Annotated in this window: 21 protein-coding genes; 13 read left to right on the top strand and 8 right to left on the bottom strand. The window is 66.1% G+C overall.

All coding sequences use genetic code 11. The features are described 5' to 3' along the window. The first annotated feature begins 1 nt into the window (after position 1). Together NI1_RS17065 and NI1_RS17060 are read left to right on the top strand one after the other, a co-directional pair. Positions 2-907: a MarR family transcriptional regulator gene (locus NI1_RS17065; RefSeq protein WP_084523338.1), complete on the top strand. Its 906-nt coding sequence runs from the start codon at positions 2-4 to the stop codon at positions 905-907. A 95-nt stretch (positions 908-1,002) separates the two neighbouring features. Next, on the top strand, positions 1,003-1,896 hold the full coding sequence (locus NI1_RS17060; protein ID WP_067821268.1) for an alpha/beta fold hydrolase: 894 nt from the start codon (positions 1,003-1,005) through the stop codon (positions 1,894-1,896). Between the two features lie 11 nt (positions 1,897-1,907). On the opposite strand, the gene mtnC is transcribed toward NI1_RS17060, so the two are convergent. Genes mtnC through NI1_RS17045 form a run of 3 tightly spaced genes read right to left on the bottom strand, consistent with a single transcriptional unit; the run spans position 1,908 to position 4,859 of the window. Further along, positions 1,908-2,591, bottom strand: a complete 684-nt coding sequence (gene mtnC / locus NI1_RS17055) for an acireductone synthase (protein WP_067821265.1) — start codon at positions 2,589-2,591, stop codon at positions 1,908-1,910. Continuing rightward, complete coding sequence (locus tag NI1_RS17050) at positions 2,588-3,163, bottom strand: 1,2-dihydroxy-3-keto-5-methylthiopentene dioxygenase (protein ID WP_067821262.1); 576 nt, start codon at positions 3,161-3,163, stop codon at positions 2,588-2,590. Before NI1_RS17050 ends, mtnC begins: the two co-directional genes overlap by 4 nt. A 19-nt stretch (positions 3,164-3,182) precedes the next feature. Next, positions 3,183-4,859 (bottom strand): bifunctional S-methyl-5-thioribose-1-phosphate isomerase/methylthioribulose 1-phosphate dehydratase, encoded by a 1,677-nt coding sequence (locus NI1_RS17045; RefSeq protein WP_067821259.1) that lies wholly within the window; start codon positions 4,857-4,859, stop codon positions 3,183-3,185. Between the two features lie 180 nt (positions 4,860-5,039). Between NI1_RS17045 and NI1_RS17040 the strand changes: the two genes are divergently transcribed. The 4 genes from NI1_RS17040 (at position 5,040) to NI1_RS17025 (ending at position 8,140) form a co-directional block, all read left to right on the top strand. After that, complete coding sequence (locus NI1_RS17040) at positions 5,040-5,321, top strand: ribbon-helix-helix domain-containing protein (RefSeq protein WP_157535163.1); 282 nt, start codon at positions 5,040-5,042, stop codon at positions 5,319-5,321. Next, entirely contained in the window at positions 5,318-5,731 is a 414-nt protein-coding gene (locus NI1_RS17035) for a hypothetical protein (protein WP_067821248.1), read from the top strand. Before NI1_RS17040 ends, NI1_RS17035 begins: the two co-directional genes overlap by 4 nt. A gap of 69 nt (positions 5,732-5,800) precedes the next feature. After that, positions 5,801-6,538 (top strand): hypothetical protein, encoded by a 738-nt coding sequence (locus tag NI1_RS17030; protein WP_067821245.1) that lies wholly within the window; start codon positions 5,801-5,803, stop codon positions 6,536-6,538. A 150-nt stretch (positions 6,539-6,688) separates the two neighbouring features. Further along, positions 6,689-8,140 carry an HNH endonuclease signature motif containing protein gene (locus NI1_RS17025; protein WP_245663265.1) on the top strand — a complete coding sequence of 484 codons (1,452 nt, stop codon included), beginning with the start codon at positions 6,689-6,691 and terminating at the stop codon, positions 8,138-8,140. 207 nt (positions 8,141-8,347) lie between these two features. Here the strand turns inward: NI1_RS17025 and NI1_RS17020 are convergent, their stop codons facing one another. After that, positions 8,348-9,403 carry a sigma-70 family RNA polymerase sigma factor gene (locus tag NI1_RS17020; protein WP_067821242.1) on the bottom strand — a complete coding sequence of 352 codons (1,056 nt, stop codon included), beginning with the start codon at positions 9,401-9,403 and terminating at the stop codon, positions 8,348-8,350. A 113-nt stretch (positions 9,404-9,516) separates the two neighbouring features. Between NI1_RS17020 and NI1_RS17015 the strand changes: the two genes are divergently transcribed. Further along, positions 9,517-10,116, top strand: coding sequence for a dihydrofolate reductase family protein (locus NI1_RS17015; protein WP_067821240.1), 600 nt, complete (start codon positions 9,517-9,519; stop codon positions 10,114-10,116). A gap of 3 nt (positions 10,117-10,119) precedes the next feature. Here NI1_RS17015 and NI1_RS17010 read toward each other — a convergent pair whose 3' ends face one another. Beyond that, complete coding sequence (locus NI1_RS17010; RefSeq protein ID WP_067821238.1) at positions 10,120-10,416, bottom strand: chorismate mutase; 297 nt, start codon at positions 10,414-10,416, stop codon at positions 10,120-10,122. A 260-nt stretch (positions 10,417-10,676) separates the two neighbouring features. Between NI1_RS17010 and NI1_RS17005 the strand changes: the two genes are divergently transcribed. From NI1_RS17005 to NI1_RS16985, 5 genes are all read left to right on the top strand, one after another. Beyond that, complete coding sequence (locus tag NI1_RS17005; RefSeq protein ID WP_067821236.1) at positions 10,677-11,078, top strand: NUDIX hydrolase; 402 nt, start codon at positions 10,677-10,679, stop codon at positions 11,076-11,078. Positions 11,079-11,203: 125 nt separating this feature from the next. Next, entirely contained in the window at positions 11,204-12,325 is a 1,122-nt protein-coding gene (locus NI1_RS17000; protein ID WP_067821233.1) for an NAD(P)H-dependent flavin oxidoreductase, read from the top strand. A 136-nt stretch (positions 12,326-12,461) separates the two neighbouring features. Then, positions 12,462-12,959: a hypothetical protein gene (locus tag NI1_RS16995; protein ID WP_067821230.1), complete on the top strand. Its 498-nt coding sequence runs from the start codon at positions 12,462-12,464 to the stop codon at positions 12,957-12,959. 184 nt (positions 12,960-13,143) lie between these two features. Further along, on the top strand, positions 13,144-13,926 hold the full coding sequence (locus NI1_RS16990) for an HNH endonuclease family protein (protein WP_067821226.1): 783 nt from the start codon (positions 13,144-13,146) through the stop codon (positions 13,924-13,926). A gap of 35 nt (positions 13,927-13,961) precedes the next feature. Next, a complete protein-coding gene (locus NI1_RS16985) occupies positions 13,962-14,186 on the top strand; it encodes a hypothetical protein (RefSeq protein ID WP_067821223.1) in 225 nt (74 codons plus the stop codon). A 46-nt stretch (positions 14,187-14,232) separates the two neighbouring features. Here the strand turns inward: NI1_RS16985 and NI1_RS16980 are convergent, their stop codons facing one another. After that, positions 14,233-14,688 (bottom strand): SRPBCC domain-containing protein, encoded by a 456-nt coding sequence (locus NI1_RS16980; protein ID WP_067821220.1) that lies wholly within the window; start codon positions 14,686-14,688, stop codon positions 14,233-14,235. A gap of 68 nt (positions 14,689-14,756) precedes the next feature. Between NI1_RS16980 and NI1_RS16975 the strand changes: the two genes are divergently transcribed. Next, the gene (locus tag NI1_RS16975) at positions 14,757-15,299 is read left to right on the top strand and encodes an NUDIX hydrolase (RefSeq protein WP_067821217.1); all 543 of its coding nucleotides are present in this window, start codon (positions 14,757-14,759) and stop codon (positions 15,297-15,299) included. Here the strand turns inward: NI1_RS16975 and NI1_RS16970 are convergent. After that, on the bottom strand, positions 15,277-16,419 hold the full coding sequence (locus NI1_RS16970; protein ID WP_067821214.1) for a serine hydrolase domain-containing protein: 1,143 nt from the start codon (positions 16,417-16,419) through the stop codon (positions 15,277-15,279). The genes NI1_RS16975 and NI1_RS16970 overlap by 23 nt on opposite strands. 66 nt (positions 16,420-16,485) lie before the next feature. Continuing rightward, positions 16,486-17,595 carry a winged helix DNA-binding domain-containing protein gene (locus tag NI1_RS16965; RefSeq protein WP_084523406.1) on the bottom strand — a complete coding sequence of 370 codons (1,110 nt, stop codon included), beginning with the start codon at positions 17,593-17,595 and terminating at the stop codon, positions 16,486-16,488. Between the last annotated feature and the right edge of the window lie 22 nt (positions 17,596-17,617).

Below are 17,617 nucleotides of genomic sequence, written 5' to 3'. Positions count from 1 at the left end.
CATGTCCAGAGCTGACCGTTCCCCCGCCGAAAGACCGAATCCGCCAGCGGGGCCGAAGGATTCGGTCGACCGTTTCGTCGACGCGTGGGGTCGGATCCAACCGGAACTCGACCTGTCTCCGCTGTCGGTGGTCCAGCGCCTGGGCCGGGTCCGCCGCGCCCTCGAGGCCGAGATCGAGTCGACCTTCGCCGACTTCGGCCTCAACGGCCCGGATTACGTCGCCTTGGCGACCCTGCGGCAACTCGACGATCCGAACGGCGTCCCGCAGCGCCGCTTGATGCGCGAACTCGGCCTCACCTCGGGCACCATGAGCACCCGCGTGGATCGTCTTGCCGCCCAGGGCTTCGTGGTCTGCCGCCCCGACCCGAAGGACCGCCGCAACACCCTGGTCGCGCTCACCGAAGCCGGCCATGAACTCATGGACCGGGTGACCCCCGCCCATGTGAGCAGCGAGGATCGCATGCTGGCGGCCCTGAACCCGGATCAACGCGAAATGCTCGCGGACCTGCTCCGGCAGCTGCTCGTCTCCTACGAAGGTTCTGTCGCGGCCGGTGAACTGCCCAGACTGGGAATGACGCTGGCATCCGCCCATCGCGCCATGGACGCCCGCCGTGCGGTCGGTCTGCCCGAGATCACCGGCCTACTGGTCAAAGCCGTCGACAAGGGCGGCCGCGCGGACCGAGCCGGCATCACCACCGGAGACGTCCTGATAAATGCGGGCGGCCACGAATTGCGTTCCATAGCAGCCCTGTACGCCGCCTGTCGCGAGGCAACAAGCACCGAGCTGGCCGTCACAGTGATCCGTGGCGTCGATACCCGTTGTGACGCAACGCTGAACCTGACGCCCCACCCCGGCGACAGCACGTCCTGCACATCGAATCCGACGGCCGGAATCCATCACGTGTGAATGCCGTGGCCGTGAACCCCGAATCTCATAAGTGGTACACACGTATCATCATAGATGATACGTTCATACCGTAAAAACTGACGAGAGGGAGGGCGATGCCGAAGATCGGGCGATTCACCAGCGAGGAAGCAGAGGCGGCCTTCCTGAGCGCTTACGACGCGATGGCCGCGAAATGGCCGGTGCCGTCGACCATCGTGGACGTCGAAACATCGTTCGGGACAACACGAGTGCGCAGATCCGGAGACGGGGAGGGCGCGCCGATCGTGTTGTTGCCGGGCGTCGGCGGCAACGGTCAGGTGTGGCTGCGGTTCATCGAGGATCTGGCACGAGACCACGTCGTGTACACCCCCGATGTGATGGGGTGGGCTGGGCGCTGCGTGCAGACGGCTCCATTACGTGACGCGGAGGACATCGCGAAGTGGATGAGCGAGGTGCTCGACGGGCTCGGCGAGGATCGGGTTCACCTGGCCGGAAACTCCTTGGGCGCGTGGCTGGCCGGTGCGATCGCGGTGTATCGCTCCGATCGGTTGGCGAGCCTGACCATGCTGGAACCGAGCGGGGCGACCTTCAGCAAGCCGCGCTGGAGCCTGCTGTTCAAATTCCTGATAGCGGGCATGCGACCGACGCCCGAGCGGATGCGAAAGCTCAACCAGTGGTTGATGCCCCGCGCCGACCTCCCGGAGGAGGAGTTCGCGGCCGCGATGACCATCATGAAGTTCCGCATGGCGTTGCCGTGGGACCGCCCATTCACCGACGCTCAGCTGGCCGCCATCGCCGCCCCGACCCTGGTGCTCATCGGCGCGGAAACCGTCGTCAACGATCCCGAGATCGTGTCCGCCCGTGCCCGCGAACATATCCCGTCAGCCGAGGTCGAGATCTTCCCGGGTGTCGGCCATGACCTGTTCTGGGCGAACCCGGAACAGGTGATCCCACGGTTCCTGCGCTTCACCGACACCCACGACCCCATCCGCGCGAGCCGCGCCCGATAAGCCCGGCCCGCTCAGTCGAATTCGATGTCGGCGAAGTCGCTGATCCAGCGGTGCGGCGGGCGCGGGGTATTGGGTTCGCCCGGACGCGTCACGCCGATCGCGGACCAACCGGCTGCTACGGCGGCATCCACTTCGTCCGGGTGGTCGGAGAGGAACAGGATGCTGTCCGCCGGTACGCCGATCGCGCTGGCGATCTTCTCGTAGGAGGAGGGTTCGCGCTTCGGGCCTGCGGTCGAGAGATCGAAGTGACCGCTGATCAGGGGCGAGAGGTCTCCCCCGCGCGCGAAGGCGAACCAATCCTTCTGGTTGCGAACCGAACCCGAGGAGTAGATGTAGAGCTCGATTCCGGCGTCACGCCAAGCACGCAGGACCGGTTCGACATCCGGGAAGAATTCGCCGTACAAAGAACCGTTGCGGAAACCCTCGGCGCAGATGATGCCTTGGGCGGCCTTGAGCGGTTCGGACTTCACGTCCGAGTTCAGCCAGCCGATCAGGATTGCGGCGACCTCGGCGGCGTCGGCATCGGGGCGCTCGGCTTGGGTGCGGGTTGCCTCGATGATCGAATCGGCTGCTCCGCCCTGGTTTTCGGCGAGCCAGCCCGGCAATCGGTCGCGCGTGTACCCGTACAGCTCCTCCCGCACCGAACTGGTCGGGCTGGTGGTGCCTTCGATATCGAGCACGATCGCTTTGATCATGCCGCGGTCAGCTCGTCGAGGGTCGGGAAGCCGGTGGAGATCTTGTCGCCGGTGAAATCGCCGACCCAGCCGTCCTCTTCCTCGAAGAAACGGACGGCCACGAACTCCGGATGGGTGCCCATATCGAACCAGTGCAGGGTGCCGGCCGGAACCGACACCAGATCGCCCGCGGTGCAGACGGTCGCCAGCACCTCATTGCCGAGATGCAGGTAGAAGCAGCCCTGGCCCGCCGCGAAGAACCGCACCTCGTCCTCGGCGTGCCGATGCTCGTCGAGGAACTTGGTGCGCGCGGCCACGGCCTTGGCGGGCCATTCGGGATCGGCGTCGTCCGGGTGGATTCGGGCCACGTCGATGAACTTGTACCGGCCGTCGGCATTCAATTCGTCGATGCGCGAGCGGTACTCGGCCAGCAGGTCCTCGGTTGAGGTCGCGCCGGTCAGGTTTTCGAGCAGCGGCCAGCGTTCGAAGGTGATGCCGCGCTTGCCGAGTTCGGCGGCGATCTCGGCGTCATCGCTGGTACGCAGCTTGACATCGGCGGCGTCCTGATCGGACATGATCTGAAGCAGAGTCATCGGGGTTCCTTTCTCGGAACTAATTGTCGCCCACCGGAATCTCACGGTGCCCGGTCAAGGTGGTCAGTTCGCACATGGCCTCGAGGCATTCCGCGCGATCGCGGGCCTGCGCGAGCGTGGCGCCCCAGGCGGTGATGCCGTGGCCGGCGATGAACAGCACGGGCGGCGCGTCGGGATGCTCGGTCAGGTACTTCTCGATGTCCTCGCCGATGCGCGGCACGTCCGCGTGATTCGGGAACACCGGAATGTCGATGGCGTCCGGGCGAACTCCGCCCAGTCCCTTGATCAGCTCATATCCGGAGAAGCGCACGGTCTGCACGGTTGCGCTCGCTGCACCGATCGAGAGCGCGGTGGCGTGCGGCGGGTGCACATGCACGACGGCTTCACTGCCGCGCGTGCGGTAAACGGCGGTGTGGATGGTGGTTTCGGCCGACGGGCGGCGACCGTCCGCGCGCACCGGCTGCGAATCCACGACGGCGACGGTGACCATATCGGTCCCGGTCAGCTCGCCCTTGGACAGGCCGCTCGCGGTGATCACGGCCGTATCGCCTTGCCGCACCGAGATATTGCCTGCGGTCCCCGGCATCCAGCCATTGGCATACAGTTTGCGGGCGATGTCGGCGATTTGCTGCCCGGCCTGCAATGTTGCACCGGATGCATGTCCAGCCAGTTCGGCGGGCGGCACCGCGCCATCAGCTGCGGCGGGATCGACCAGTACGCCGTTCTCGGTGACGACAGCGGTCACCAGCTCACCCGGCGTGACATCGAACGCCGGGTTGAAGGTCTGCGTACCTACGGGAGCCGTTGTCACACCGCCGAATCCGGTCACCTCGGCGGCGGCACGCTGCTCCACCACGATGTCGCTACCGTGCGCCGTCGAAATGTCACGTGTCGATTCCGGCGCGACCACGATGAACGGAATGCCGTGATGCTTGGCGGCGAGCGCCAGCATGTAAGTGCCGATCTTGTTGGCTACCGCGCCATCCGCGGTGATCCGATCCGCACCCACGATCACCGCGTCCACATTCTCGGTGGCCATGGCCCACGCGGCCGCCGAATCGATGGTGAGCCGATGTGGGATACCGGCTTCCGCCATCTCCCAGGCGGTCAGCCGCGCGCCCTGCAACAGCGGCCGGGTCTCATCCACGATCACCTCGGCCAGCCGGCCGCGCTGATGCAGCACGCGCATCGCACCGATCGCGGTCCCCCAGGCGGTCGTCGCGAGCCGCCCGGTATTGCAATGCGTGAGCAGCCGCAAAGGCCGGTCCCCGCACAGGTTCCGAAGCAGATCCGCCGCATGCGTCGCCGCCGCGAGATTGGTGCGCCCGTCCTCGGCCTGCATCTCCAGCGCTTCGTCGAGCACCGCCTGCACGCCGTCGTCCAGCTTGCGCAATGCCCGCTGCACACCCCACGCCAAGTTGACCGCGGTGGGCCGGGCGTCCGCGATCCGCTGGGCATCGCTCCGCACCGCCGCGGCATCCACGACTCCATCGGTGGTGTGCGCCAGCGCGGCGATGACAACCCCGAACGCCCCCGACACCCCGATCGCCGGCGCGCCGCGAATGGCCAGCGTCTTGATCGCATCGATGACCTGATCGACCGTGGTGATCCGCAACTCCCGCAACTCCTGCGGCAATGCTCGCTGGTCGATGGTGACCAAGGCACCCTCGTCCCACACGATCGAACTCTGATCCATCTAAGTAATGTCCTCTTGACGCAGATAATCGGGCACCGCCCGCGAGTCGCGGGCACACGCCCACCGTATCGAACACCGATCGCGGCGTGACCGGCAGGTTTCGGATCACCCGAATCCGAAACCCGAGGCGAACGGTCTGTCATCTCAGTGGCCCCGCCCATACCGCATTACAATTCCGGTATGGCAAGAGCGCGTCGCACCAGAAAGATCACCGTGTCGATGCCCGAGGAGATCGCCGCCACCCTCGACGATTGGCGCGCCACCGGCCGCATCGAATCCATCTCCTCCTTCGTAGCCGAATCGGTTCGCGCCCGGGTCAACCGCGCCGAATCCCTGGCCCGCCTCGAGAACGCCCTCGGCGGCCGCCCACCCCTCGACCTCATCAACCGGGCCCGCGCGGTCCAAGGTCTACCGCCCTTACCTGACAAGGAGGCTCCCGGCGACCACGCCGGCGCGGCATGACCACCGCAGGCTCCACGCTCGGAGGCGTGGTTTTCGACACCGCCGCCCTCACCGCCTGGGCCCATCGAGTCGCCTACGTCCAATCCGTGGTCTGGGCCACCGCCGACGCGGGCCACACCATCATCGTCCCCGCGACCGCCCTCGCCGCCGCCCGCGCGCTCATCCCCTCCGGCCGCCTCGATATCCTCGCCGTCCTGCTGGATCTGCCGAACACGGTCATCCAACCCCTGGACCGCCCCGCCAGCGATCACCTCGGCGCGGCTCTCGCCGACCGTCCCGACGCCGACGCCTTGATCCCCGCCGGTCACGCCACCATCGAAGCCGTCAGCCGCGACTGGCCCTGCCTCACCGACCGCCCCGAAACCCTCCGCAAACTCGACCCCCGAGTCCAAACCGACAAACTCCCCTGACTTCGGGATCTTCTCCTTCAAGATCTGATAGCGTGCGCCGAAAGCGGCTGCGCAGGAGTTGATTTCGTCATGGTGATCAGACATGTCGACGACTATGACGACGATCGGAATCCGAAGGTCAACGTCTCGGTATCGGTGACGGTGAACGTGACTTCGCAACCACTGCACCAGGAATCGACCTACGCGGTGACGGCCTCCCCGCCCGCCGAACAATTCCCCGCGCTCTACGCCGTCCCGTCCGCCACGCCAGCTCCCGGCCCGTTCGTCACCATGACATTGGACGGCGGCCTCCCCTGCCGCCTGGAATTCACCTCCGACTGGCACGAGCGGGTAGCACCGAAAGACGTCGGCGACGAGCTCTTCGAGGCGTACCAGGACGCCATGAACGAGCGCCACGGCCGGCACTCCGCCTCGCACAGCTCCGCCCGCAGCGGTCTACTCTCCGCCCGCGAACAAGCGATCATGCTGCTGGAGACGCGCACCTGGAACAAATACTGCCGAATCCAAGACGACCTCCTCTCCGACGGCAACTACCTGATCCGCGGCGCCACCACCCAATACGCCAAACCCGTTCTCTCCATGACCGGCAACCGGGAATCGATCCACTCGATCACCGTCTCCCCACTCTGGCCCGGCTGCACCAACCCTCGCGTACTCGAAAAAGAAGTCCTCTGGTGCGCCGACCGAATCCGCGACCTACGCCCCAAATTCGCCCCCACCCGCGACTGGTCCTCCTACTCCGACGAAGAACTCTTCGACCTCCAGCGCCGCCACCGCCGCCAACTGATGCAGAACAACGCACTCTGAAATTCAAAACTGGTCAGCTGGTACGACTCGGCCCCATTGGAAGAGTTCCATATGCCGACGAGCCCGATAACGGCTCAGACGGAGTGAATATCCTTATATCACAACAGGATTCGTATTCCGGTGCGTGAGATACCCGCGTAAAATAGGGGTATGGGGATGCAGGGGGAATTCATCGAAGCGGTGGCGGAGTTCGCCGACGCCACCGATATCCTGTTGACCGCATCGTTGAATTCCTTGTCCGACACCGATATCACCGCGGTGTTGCGCAGTATCGAGAATTCCAAGCGTCGCCTGGAAGCGGTCGGGCACCGGCTGGTGATCGAGGTTTCCGATCGGTCGATGCCCGCGCGGGCCGGATGCGCCAACATCGCAAGCTTTCTCGCTGAAACCCTGACCTTGTCGCGTGCCGAAGCGCGGGCGCGGGTCAACGCCGCCACGTATGTGGGGGTGTTTCGTGACATGCATGGTGTCGAGCGTGAACCGTTGCTGCCGGTGACCGCGGCCGCCCAGGCCGAGGGGGAGTTGTCGGTGCAGCAGGTGCGCGCGATCGTGAAGATCCTGGACCGGATCCCGGCGGCCGCACCGGCGGGAGCCAAGGCCGAAGCCGAACAGATCCTGGTCGCCCACGCCCGGTCCGGGGGTTCCCCCGATGATCAGCCGAAGGTGGGGAATGCGATTCTGGGGCGGTTGGATCCCGACGGCGCCCTGACCGACACCCGTGACCGGGCCCGGATGCGGGAGCTGGTCTTGGGCAAGCAGCGCGTGGATGGCATGTCCACCCTCAAGGGCGAGATCGTCCCGGAATTGCGGGCGTTGTTGGAGCCGGTGCTGGCCAAGTACGCGCGCCCGGGCATGTGTAACCCGGCCGATCCCGACAGCCCGACGGCCGCCGACGCTGATGCCGACCGTGGTGTCGATCGCGCGATGCTCGAGGCGGCGGCCGCCCGCGATACTCGCACCAGTGGGCAACGCACCCATGACGCGCTGCTGGCGCTGCTGGCCCCGAGCGTCACCCTCGACGGGCTCGGCACTCACCGGGGTCTGCCCGTTGCGACGGTGATCACGATGAGTGTCCAGCAGCTGGAAACCCTGTCCGGTGTCGCCACCACCGCGACCGGCGGCACTATCCCGGTCGCCGATGCGGTCAAGCTGGCCGCTGCGAAGTCCTCGCGGTTTGTGACGGTGGTCGATCCGGTGGGAATGCCGTTGTATTTCGGGCGTTCTCGTCGTCTGGCCAGCCCCGCCCAGCGCTTGGCGTTGACTGCGACCGAGAAGGGCTGCACGCGCCCCGGCTGCGATGCCCCCGCGTCGATGGCGGCGGTGCATCACGTCACTGAATGGGCCAAGGGCGGCACCACCGATCTGGATAATCTGACGTTGGCGTGTGATCGCTGTCATGCCCTGGTGCACGACGGACCTGGGGGTTGGAAAACTGTTGTCATGCCGAAAGATTCGCGCTATGCGGGACGGACGGGCTGGATCGCGCCTGCCCATATCGATCCGACCGGGACACCGAGAGTGAATCACCGCCACCATGCCGGGGAGATGATGGAACGCGCCTTGGCGCGCATCCACCCGCGCTCCCCGATCCTGCGGTCGTGAAATTCCCGGGATCGGGAAATCTGTAAAAGGTGATACGTGCAGCCACTACCGTCGAAAACCGCCGGTCGAGGCTCCCAAGTCGCGTCAGCGAAGGTCCGGCAGGGCACACGACCCAGCCACACTATCCTTCTTTAATCTCTTCATCCCACCCCGAATTCGCCCCCGAATGCCGACTGGTCTCAGCACTCCAACGCCGAACTCTTCGAACTATGTCGGCCCCACTGCGCTCGGGCGGGATTGCGGCAGACCGAATGTCGGGAGGACGGTTTCTTCGAAGCGTGTCATGGCGCTGATTCGGTCGCCCGAGAGCGCGAGGACGAAGAGGCCGACTCCATGGCTCCCGGTCGGCGTCCGCCGGTAGACCCCGAACGCCGGTTGACCGTTGGCACGCGTCGGCACCAGCTCGAATTGCTGTCCCGAACCGAAGACGAACGCGCAGAAGCGGGCAACGCTGTCCAGACCCCGATATTCCAACGGCATCGGTGGCATCGTCATGAAGACGTCGTCGGTCAACAGCGCCACCAAAGCCTCAATGTCGGCGGCTTCGTAGGTGCTGACGAACTTCGCTACGATCGCGTCCTCGGCAGGTGAGCCGTTGGCGGGCGGCTGCTCGCGGGCGGGATCCGGCAGTCGGCGCTGCATTCCCGCCCGTGCGCGTTTGAGGGCGCTCTTCACCGATTCGATTGTGGTGTCCAGCATCTCGGCCACCTCGTTCGCATGGAATCCGAGAACGTCGCGCAGGATGAGCACGGCGAGCTGGCGAGGCGGCAGGATCTGGAGGGCGGTCACGAAGGCCAGCGAAATGGATTCGGTCTGCTCATAGCGCGCCTCCGGGCCGAGCGGCACACTGATCGCACCGCCCAGTAGGGCGTCCGGATATGGCTCCAGCCAGTGGATTTCGCCCAGCCCCGTGGGTTCCGGCGGTTCGATTCCCGGAATATCCCACTGCTTCGCGGGACGCCGGCGCGCGCCCCGCAAGGCGTCCAGGCACCGGTTGGTGGCGATGCGATAGAGCCAGGTGCGCAGCGCGGCGCGCCCGTCGAACTGTTCGAGACCTCGCCAAGCGGCGAGCATCGTGTCCTGGAGCGCGTCCTCGGCATCCTGAACCGAGCCGAGCATCCGGTAGCAGTGCACCTGTAGCTCCCGGCGGTGTGGCTCGGTCAGCGCCCGGAATGCCTCGCCATCACCGGCCCGCGCCCTCGACATCAAATCCGTCCGCACCGACTCCACTCCGGCCACCTCATCGCTTATGCGCAATCCCATCCTGTTTCGACGCCGGCCGAGCTGCGAAAGGGGCGGTCGCCCAGCGCCTCTTTGCTTGCCGCCACGACGTCCAGACCAGTGATAGCCGACCGCATCCGCGAAGGAGCACGCAAATGGGAAAGATCGTCATCAGCTCGAACATCACACTCGATGGAGTGGTTCAAGACCCGGACGGCGAGGAGGGTTTCGACCGGGGCGGCTGGTTCCACCAGTGCGTGACAGGCAAGGACCTCCAAGCCTGGGTCACCCGCGAAACCGAAGAACTACTGCGTGCCAAAGCGCTCCTGCTGGGCAGGCAGACCAGCGATTGGTTCGCGACCCGCATGCTGTCCCGCGACGATGCGGAGGTCCGCGTGAGCCGCGAGTGGGCGGAAGGAGTGAAAAGCCTCCCCAAATACATTGTCTCGTCCACGCTCGAAGATCCCCGATGGAGCAACGCCACCGTCCTCGATGGCGATGCGGCAAAGAAGATCTCGGAGCTGAAGCGAACCGTGGACGGCGAAATCCTCGTCTACGGCAGTTACCGACTCGTGCACACACTCATAGAACAGAACCTGGCCGACGAACTGCGACTGGTTGTTTTCCCGGTCGTGCTGGGCACCGGCCACCGCATCTTCGACCAGCCCAGGGACCGAAAGCCGTTGCGCCTGACAAACACCCGGACGATCGGTGACGGCCTGCTGTTCTACACCTACGAGTTCGTCCGAGGCTGACAACTATTCCGTGACTGTTCCGTCGGCCGTGAGTGCGCGATGGCGGCCCTGCTCGATCTCGATGAATCCGTCGATCATGGTGGTGTACACCCGCTCGATGAGTTCGGGCTCCACCCCGTGCTGTAGAGCGAGCTCACGCAGCCGAACCATCATCCGCGCCCGTCGATCCGGAGCCCGCACTTCGTCGGGGTCGCGTTTGAAGGTCGCGGCCCGGAACACCAATTGCTGTCGTGCGCCGAGCAACTCGACGATTCGGGCATCGATCGCGTCGATTTCGCCGCGGACTTCTTCCAAGGACATATGCCTCGATCCTTTCGATACGAGGCTGCCGGCGCACACCAGCCGGGTGATCAGTAACGTACGGCTGCCGCGCGAGGCAGCCGATACGCGAGCGCGGGTCAGGGCTGCCGGAACTCCGGCCACCACCACGACTGCGCCATGAACATCACGCGATGATCAAACCACAGCGATCGCGCGGTGGGCGACACCGATCGCGTCACCCGCGCCGTGGACCTGCTGGTCGCCCGGGCGCTCCGTTGACCGCTGGCTAGGCTGCTCGAATGCAGACGGAGCAGCGGCTGATCGACACGGTGGCATGGGTGCGGATCGAGCACGGCAAGATCCTGTGCGCCCGCCCGCGCGGCAAGGACGTCTTCTACATTCCGGGTGGCAAAAGGGAAGGCGCGGAAACGGATCTGGAGACGCTGATCCGTGAGATCCGCGAGGAGCTGACCGTCGAGCTGATCCCGGCGTCCGTCGCGCACGTGGGCACCTACGAGGCCCCGATCCCGGACGCGGTGGTCCGAATGGCTTGCTACACCGCCGATTACGCGGGCATCCTCGCCGCCAGCAGTGAGATCGAAGAGGTCGCCTGGTTCACCTACGCCGACCGGGACGAGGTCCCGCCGGTGGACCAACTTCTCTTCGATGATCTGGTCGCGGACGGCCTGCTGTCCCACTAACTGGAACAAGTTGTTGACCGCTACCGAGGGGTAGGCGTGGATACTCTGGCCTGAATGTAGAACATGTTCTAGTGTGGTGGGAACAACATTCCAGTGCCGGAAAGTTCAGAGGAGCCCACTGCACCATGCGTACCGAGATTTGTGATCGCCTCGGCATCGACGTACCCATCTTCGCCTTCACCCACTGCCGCGATGTGGCGGCCGCGGTGAGCAATGCGGGCGGCCTGGGCGTGCTCGGCGCTGTCGGCTTCACCGCGGAACAGCTCGAGGTGGAGCTCCAGTGGCTCGACGAGCACGTCACCGGCGTGTACGGCGTCGACCTGGTGATCCCCTCCAAGTACGAGGGCAAGGGCGTCGACGGCCTCTCCCCGGAGGAACTGGAATCCAAGCTGGGCGAACTGGTTCCGCAGGGCCACCGTGATTTCGCCGAGCAGCTGCTCAACGACCACAATGTGCCGCACCTGCCGCCGGAGGAGCACCACAACCAGCTGCTCGGCTGGACCGCCACCACGGTCGCCCCGCAGATCGAGGTGATCCTCAAGCACCCCAAGGCCAAGCTGGTCGCCAACGCGCTGGGCACCCCGCCCGATGACGTGATCAAGCAGATCCAGGACTCGGGCCGTCTGATCGGCGCGCTGTGTGGTTCGGTCAAGCACGCGCTCAACCACAAGAACGCCGGCCTGGACTTCGTCGTCATGCAGGGCACCGAGGGCGGCGGTCACTGCGGCGAGGTCTCCTCGGTGGTGCTGTGGCCGCAGGTCATCGACGCGATCGGCGATATGCCCGCGCTGGCGGCCGGCGGTATCGGCAACGGTCGTCAGGTCGCCGCCGCCATGGCGATGGGTGCGGCCGGCGCGTGGACCGGTTCGCTGTGGCTGACCGTCGAGGAGGCCAATGTGCCGCCCGCACAGATGCAGACCTACCTCGAGGCCACCAGCCACGACACGGTGCGCTCGCGTTCCTGGACCGGCAAGCCCTGCCGCATGCTCAAGAACGACTGGACCGAGGCGTGGGAGCGGGACGACACCCCGAACCCGCTGCCCATGCCCTTGCAGATGATGGTCGCCCTGGACGGCGTCAAGCGCGGCCACCGCTACCCCGAGGCCGCCAAGGACGTGAACTTCAACCCGGTCGGCCAGGTCGTCGGTTTGATGAACAAGGTCGAGCGCTCGGCCGATGTGGTGCAGCGGCTGATCACCGAGTACCTGGAGGCGTGCGAGCGCCTCAACAAGCTCAACAACGCCTGATATCCCGATAGCGGGTATCGCCCGCTGCGTGATTCGCGAGCCCGGCCGTCCGGTTCTTCCGGACGGCCGGGCTCGTTTGTGAAGTGGTCAAGGTTCAATCCCCCGGGCGGGTCACGCGGCGCGCTACCGTGGGCGCATGGGTCAGGTGCAGGCGGTGACGCGATCGGCGTACTACGCGGTGCTCGCGCTGCCGGTTGCCTTCGCGCCCACCGGGGTTCGCGCCCGGGTGACGCGCCGGAACCTGCGCGTGCCCTTCGCGCTGAACTCTCCGGGCTGGTTCCGCACCGTCGCGCATTCGGCGCTCGCCGCCGCCATCGGACTGGTCGCCTGGTTCGCGGTCTTCCTGGCCCTGGTCGCGGCGGTCCGCGGCATCGCCTACCCGCTGGTCGCCGCGGGCGACTACGAACATTCCTGGGGCGGCCCCACTTTGGCGGGCGCGTGGGCGGTGCACTTCCTGCTCGGCGTCGGACTGCTCCCGCTCTGGGTGTTGCTGCTGGCCGGAATCGGAGTGCTGCAAAGGCAACTCGCCCGGCGGTTGCTCGCCCGCACCGGACCGTGGTGGCCGATCCCGCTCGCCGCCCTCGCCTTCGTCGCCGCGATCGCGTTCTTCATAGCCTGGCTGCATCAAATTTGACGACTCGCCGGAACATTCGCGACGCCACGCCGAAAAGTGCTGCCACTCCGTTGTTCTCGATCTTGACGAAGCTCACTATGTAAGTAACGCTGTGTTCGCCGTGGGCCGAGTGATGTGAGACCCGTCTCCGAACCCGGGGCGTAACTTGCTGTTTCGGGTAGTGGATTGCGACGGTGGTCGGGATATGTTGCAGAAGAAGCCGTCAAGCCTCACCAAGATCGCCGGAGCCATCGGCTCCGCGCTCTTCGTCATCGTGCTGATCGTCGTCGCCGCCCTGCTGAACAAATCGGGCGACTCGCCGAAAACCAACCCGGGCCAGACCAATCCGACCGTCGCGGGCTCGGCCACCGAGATCAAGGCGCTGCTCGGCAAACTCAAGGTCGCCGACGAGTTGCCGATGACCGGGTACAGCCGCGAGCAGTTCCCGCACTGGGACACCAACAAGCCCGAACACGGCTTCGGTGACGCCTACGCCGCGTACAGCAAATGCACCACCCGCGAGGTGATGCTGCTGCGCGATGCCACCGGCTCGGTCAAGCTGGACCCCGCCACCTGCAAGTTCACCGTCGGCAAGGACGGCGGCTGGCGGGACCAGTACGGCGTGCCGGACAAGAAGACCAATGAGCTCAAGCCCTACAAGTTCATTACCGATTCCTCGGGCGTGGACATCGATCACATTGTGGCGCTTGCCGAAGCGTGGCGTTCCGGCGCGGCCAAGATGGACGAGGACACCCGCCGCAATATCGCCAACGACGCGGTGAACCTCTCCCCCTCCGACCCGACCGCAAACCGTTCCAAGGGTGACCAGGACGCCGCCAACTATTTGCCGCCCGGGAATTTCCGGTGTGGATATGTGGGCCGCTACCTCCAGGTGAAAGTAAAGTATGGCCTGAACGTCGATTCCAAGGAGCAGGCCGCACTGAAGACCGCAGTGCAGGACTGCATCGATCGAGGAGGGTTCAAGTAGACGCCATCGTCGAGATCCCCAGCGCGGCAGCCGTGATGACCCAGGAGGAGGGCACGGTTTCCGGTGATCTCGACGTGACGCTGGACCCCGTCGGCCACGGTCTGGTCCGCTATCGCGGCAGCGCGACCTGGTACACCATCGGCAATCTAGACGACGAGGAACCCCGCACCTGGGAGGCCGTCGAGGATCTGGCCGCCGCCATCGAGAAGGACAGCGGCGCGCGCGACAGCTTCGGGAACGTAGTGGTGTTCGAGGCCTGAGACCTCACGAAATCCCTGCCGCGCCGAGCGGCAGGGATTCTTTCTTTCAGTTGCCGTCGGCCGCGCGCAACGACTCCGCGCGCAACCGCACACCCTCGGTCATGCTGCCGAATCCCTTACGCAAGGCCCCGCCCAGCAATCCGCCGACCACCGGGCTGAACGGCCCCTCGAGCTGGAAATGCGAGTCGTACCGGGTCTTCCCGTCGGCCAGCGCGGTAATCGTGTGCGACCGTTCGCTGCGCAGCAACCCCAGCGGCGCCGGCTTCATCGCATAGCTGAACTCCTTACCCGGGGTATGGCTACGGATGTACTCGCGCTGGGATTTCGGGTTCGGCCCCACCAGCCGCACCTGCATATCGATCGGCGACCCCGGTTCCAAGGTGGTCGAGCAAGCGGGAACGAAGGGGTTCCACTCGCCGTAGCTGTCCACATCGGTGAGTACCTGCCACACCAGATCGCTGGGTGCGTCGATCTCCACGCTGTAATCGATGACGAAGGCCATGAGGGCACAATACTGACACCGGTTCTAGGGGTGCACCCGGACCTGCCTCGGACCGCTACCGTCGAGGCATGACGCTCGCGGACCGTTTCCCCTTGCTGCACATGCCGACCCGCTGGGAATGGGGCGGCCTGGACGTGCACTTCTCGACCGAGCTGCCGCCCGACGATCTCGTCACCAATATCCATGTGATCAGCTTCGTGGGCGATGACATCGTGCTGTGCCGTGACGATCGCGACGTCTGGATCGTGCCCGGCGGCACCCGGGAAGCCTCGGAATCGGTGCTGGACTGCGTGATTCGGGAACTGCGCGAGGAAGCGGGGGCGGAGCTCGCGGGGCCGCTGTATCGGTTCGGCGCGCACCACGCTCGCAGTGATCACGCCGAGCCCTATCGGCCCTGGCAGCCGCACCCGCGCAAAGCCTGGCTGTGGTGCACCGCGGATGTCACCCTCACCTCGGCTCCGACCAATCCCGATGATGCCGAACATATTCTGGAGGTCCGGGCGTTCCCGCTGTCCGAAGCCCGGGTGCACGCGGCGACCGACGGGCCGCATATGCCCGAACTCCTCACCCTCGCCGCCGAACTCCATCTCACGGGCAGAGGGCGTGGCTGAGCATCGTTGTCATGGGCGGCTCCTGCTCGGGTGATTCGGTGAGGGCGATGGTCACGGCGCGGCCGTCACGGGTGGCGTACGCGTAGGTGAGGTAGCCGGTTATGCCCCCGGTATGGCCGAAGAACCGGGTGCCGCACGAGAGCCGGCCGGAGCCGATGCCGAGGCCGTAGCTGAAATCGCTGTCGGGGATGAGGTTTTCGGTGGAGAGCATGTCGCTGAGTTGACCTTCGCCCACGATCCGGCCCGCGAGCAAAGCCAGGTAGAAGCGGTTCAGGTCGGTGCCGGTCGAGACCATCGCGCCGGCCGCCCAGGGCACGGATGGCTCCGAGCTGGTGACATCGGTGCGGACGCCGTCGAGGGTGGCGTAGCCGTGCGGGTGCGGGCCGCGGATATCGGTTTCGCCGGTGCCGGGCAGATAGGTGGCGGTCAGCTGCTGCGGGGTGAGGATGCGGCCCGTGAGTTCCTCGGAATAGGCACGGCCGGTGACCTTTTCGATGATCATCGCGGCGACGATGTAGTTGGTGTTGGTGTATTTGTATCGGGTTCCGGGGGCGAACTGTGCGGGATTGCGCAGGGCGATCGCTATCTCGGCGGCCGGGGTCATCGTGCGGCCCTCGACGGCGGCGCGGTATTCGTCGATCTCGGGCGCATCGCTGAACTCCGGTAAGCCGCTGCGGTGCTGGAGGATCTGCCGCACCGTGACTGCCCGGCCGTCGACGCCGTCGCCGCGCAGCAGATCCGGCAGATAGGTGTCGACCGGATCATCCAAATGGATGCGGCCCTCACCGGCGAGCTGGAGCAGGATCGCGGCGACGAACGACTTCGAGACGCTGCCGACCCGGACCTGTTGTGGTGGTGTGGTGGGGATGGGGGCACCGGTGCCGCGGTCGGCGACGCCCGAGGTCAGCGTGACCGTCTGTCCGTTCTCGGTGAGGGTGGCGATGGTCCCCGCGACCCCGCCGCGCACCAGTCCGTCGATATCCTCCTGGACTTGCTGAATGCGTTTGGCGGACACCGCGGCCGGGGCGGTGACGCTGGTGGGCGCGGTGTTCTCGGTCATGCTTGCGCAACCGGTGACGGTGAGAACGACCAGTACACCCGAGATCGGCAGGAATCGCATGCTCCGACGCTAGGGGCCGACCCACCTCCGGGACATCCGGACATCCCCTGAATCCATCCCTGAGAATCAAGCCGCCCGGATGGTGAATCCGGGCTGCCCGAGCGCGCGGGCCACGTGTGCCGCTTCGCCTTTCAGCTCCTTCAGCGGGGCGCGCGCATCGTCGAACATGGAGACGACCAGGTCCGCGCCGGTGGTTTCCCAGGTTCCGGCGATGCGGCCGTCGATCAGGACCAGCGGCGAGATCCAGCCCGCGGTCCGGCTGACCTTCGCGCGATGGTCCCCGGGTAGCAGGATCGTGTCATTGGTGCCCGGACCGAGCACGTACTGGTCGAACGGGCCCAGCAGGCGGACCGAACGGGCGGGCTCGGTGGCGGCCAGTTCGTCGGCGTGCGCGGTGAGCACGAAACCGGTGCGGCCTTCGACCTCGACCTCGGTCAGTTGCTCACCGAGGTCCGAGAACCAGCGGCGCACAGTCTTTTTGGAGAGGAAACCGCGGAACATCCACGCGTTGAAGATCTCCGGCGTGGCGGGTCCGTACGCGCCCAGGTAGGCGGAGATGACCGCCGGGGCGGCCGTATCGGGGTCGGGAATGCCGGACCAGCCGGGGATCAGCTGCGCCGGGTTGGCGAAGGTGATCGAAGTGCCCTGGGCCGGGCCGTGGCACAACGCCCCCTGCCAGGCCAGCGGTTTGAGCATCGAACCCCAGCCCGAACGCAGATGCTCCTCCATGGGATGGAAGCGCGGCTTCTTCAGCAGCGCGGTGACCAGTTCGTCACGGGTCAGCACCGCGCCGTCGAGAATCTCGCGGACCGCGTCGACAAGTGCGGCCACATCCTCGGGCGTGGCTCCGGAAACCCTTGTCCATGCGGGCTTTTCCCAGGTCCGCGCGGAGGCCATCAGCGAAAGCACGCTCGGCGCGAGGTCGGGAGTCAAGGCGTGCAGGGTGCCGCGCATGGCCCAGGTCTTCACCAGCCGGCCCTCGTTCAATGCGGCGACGACCGCACCCGGCTCCCCCGCCGAACGGCGCAGCGCCACCGCGGTTTCCGCCGCGGAGGTCACCTGCGCCTGGACTCCGCACAGCCGCCGCGCCACCTCCACCGCGTCACGACCGGCGCGCGGATCGACATACTGCCGCCGCATCCGCCAGGCCAGCACCTGGTCCCAGGTAAGCCGCACCGCGCCTCCCACACCCACTCAC

The sequence above is a fragment of the Nocardia inohanensis NBRC 100128 genome (genome assembly GCF_001612945.1).
Lineage (GTDB): Bacteria > Actinomycetota > Actinomycetes > Mycobacteriales > Mycobacteriaceae > Nocardia > Nocardia inohanensis.
Note: the sequence above shows the minus strand (reverse complement) of the source record. Positions and strands in the feature narration are given on the sequence as shown.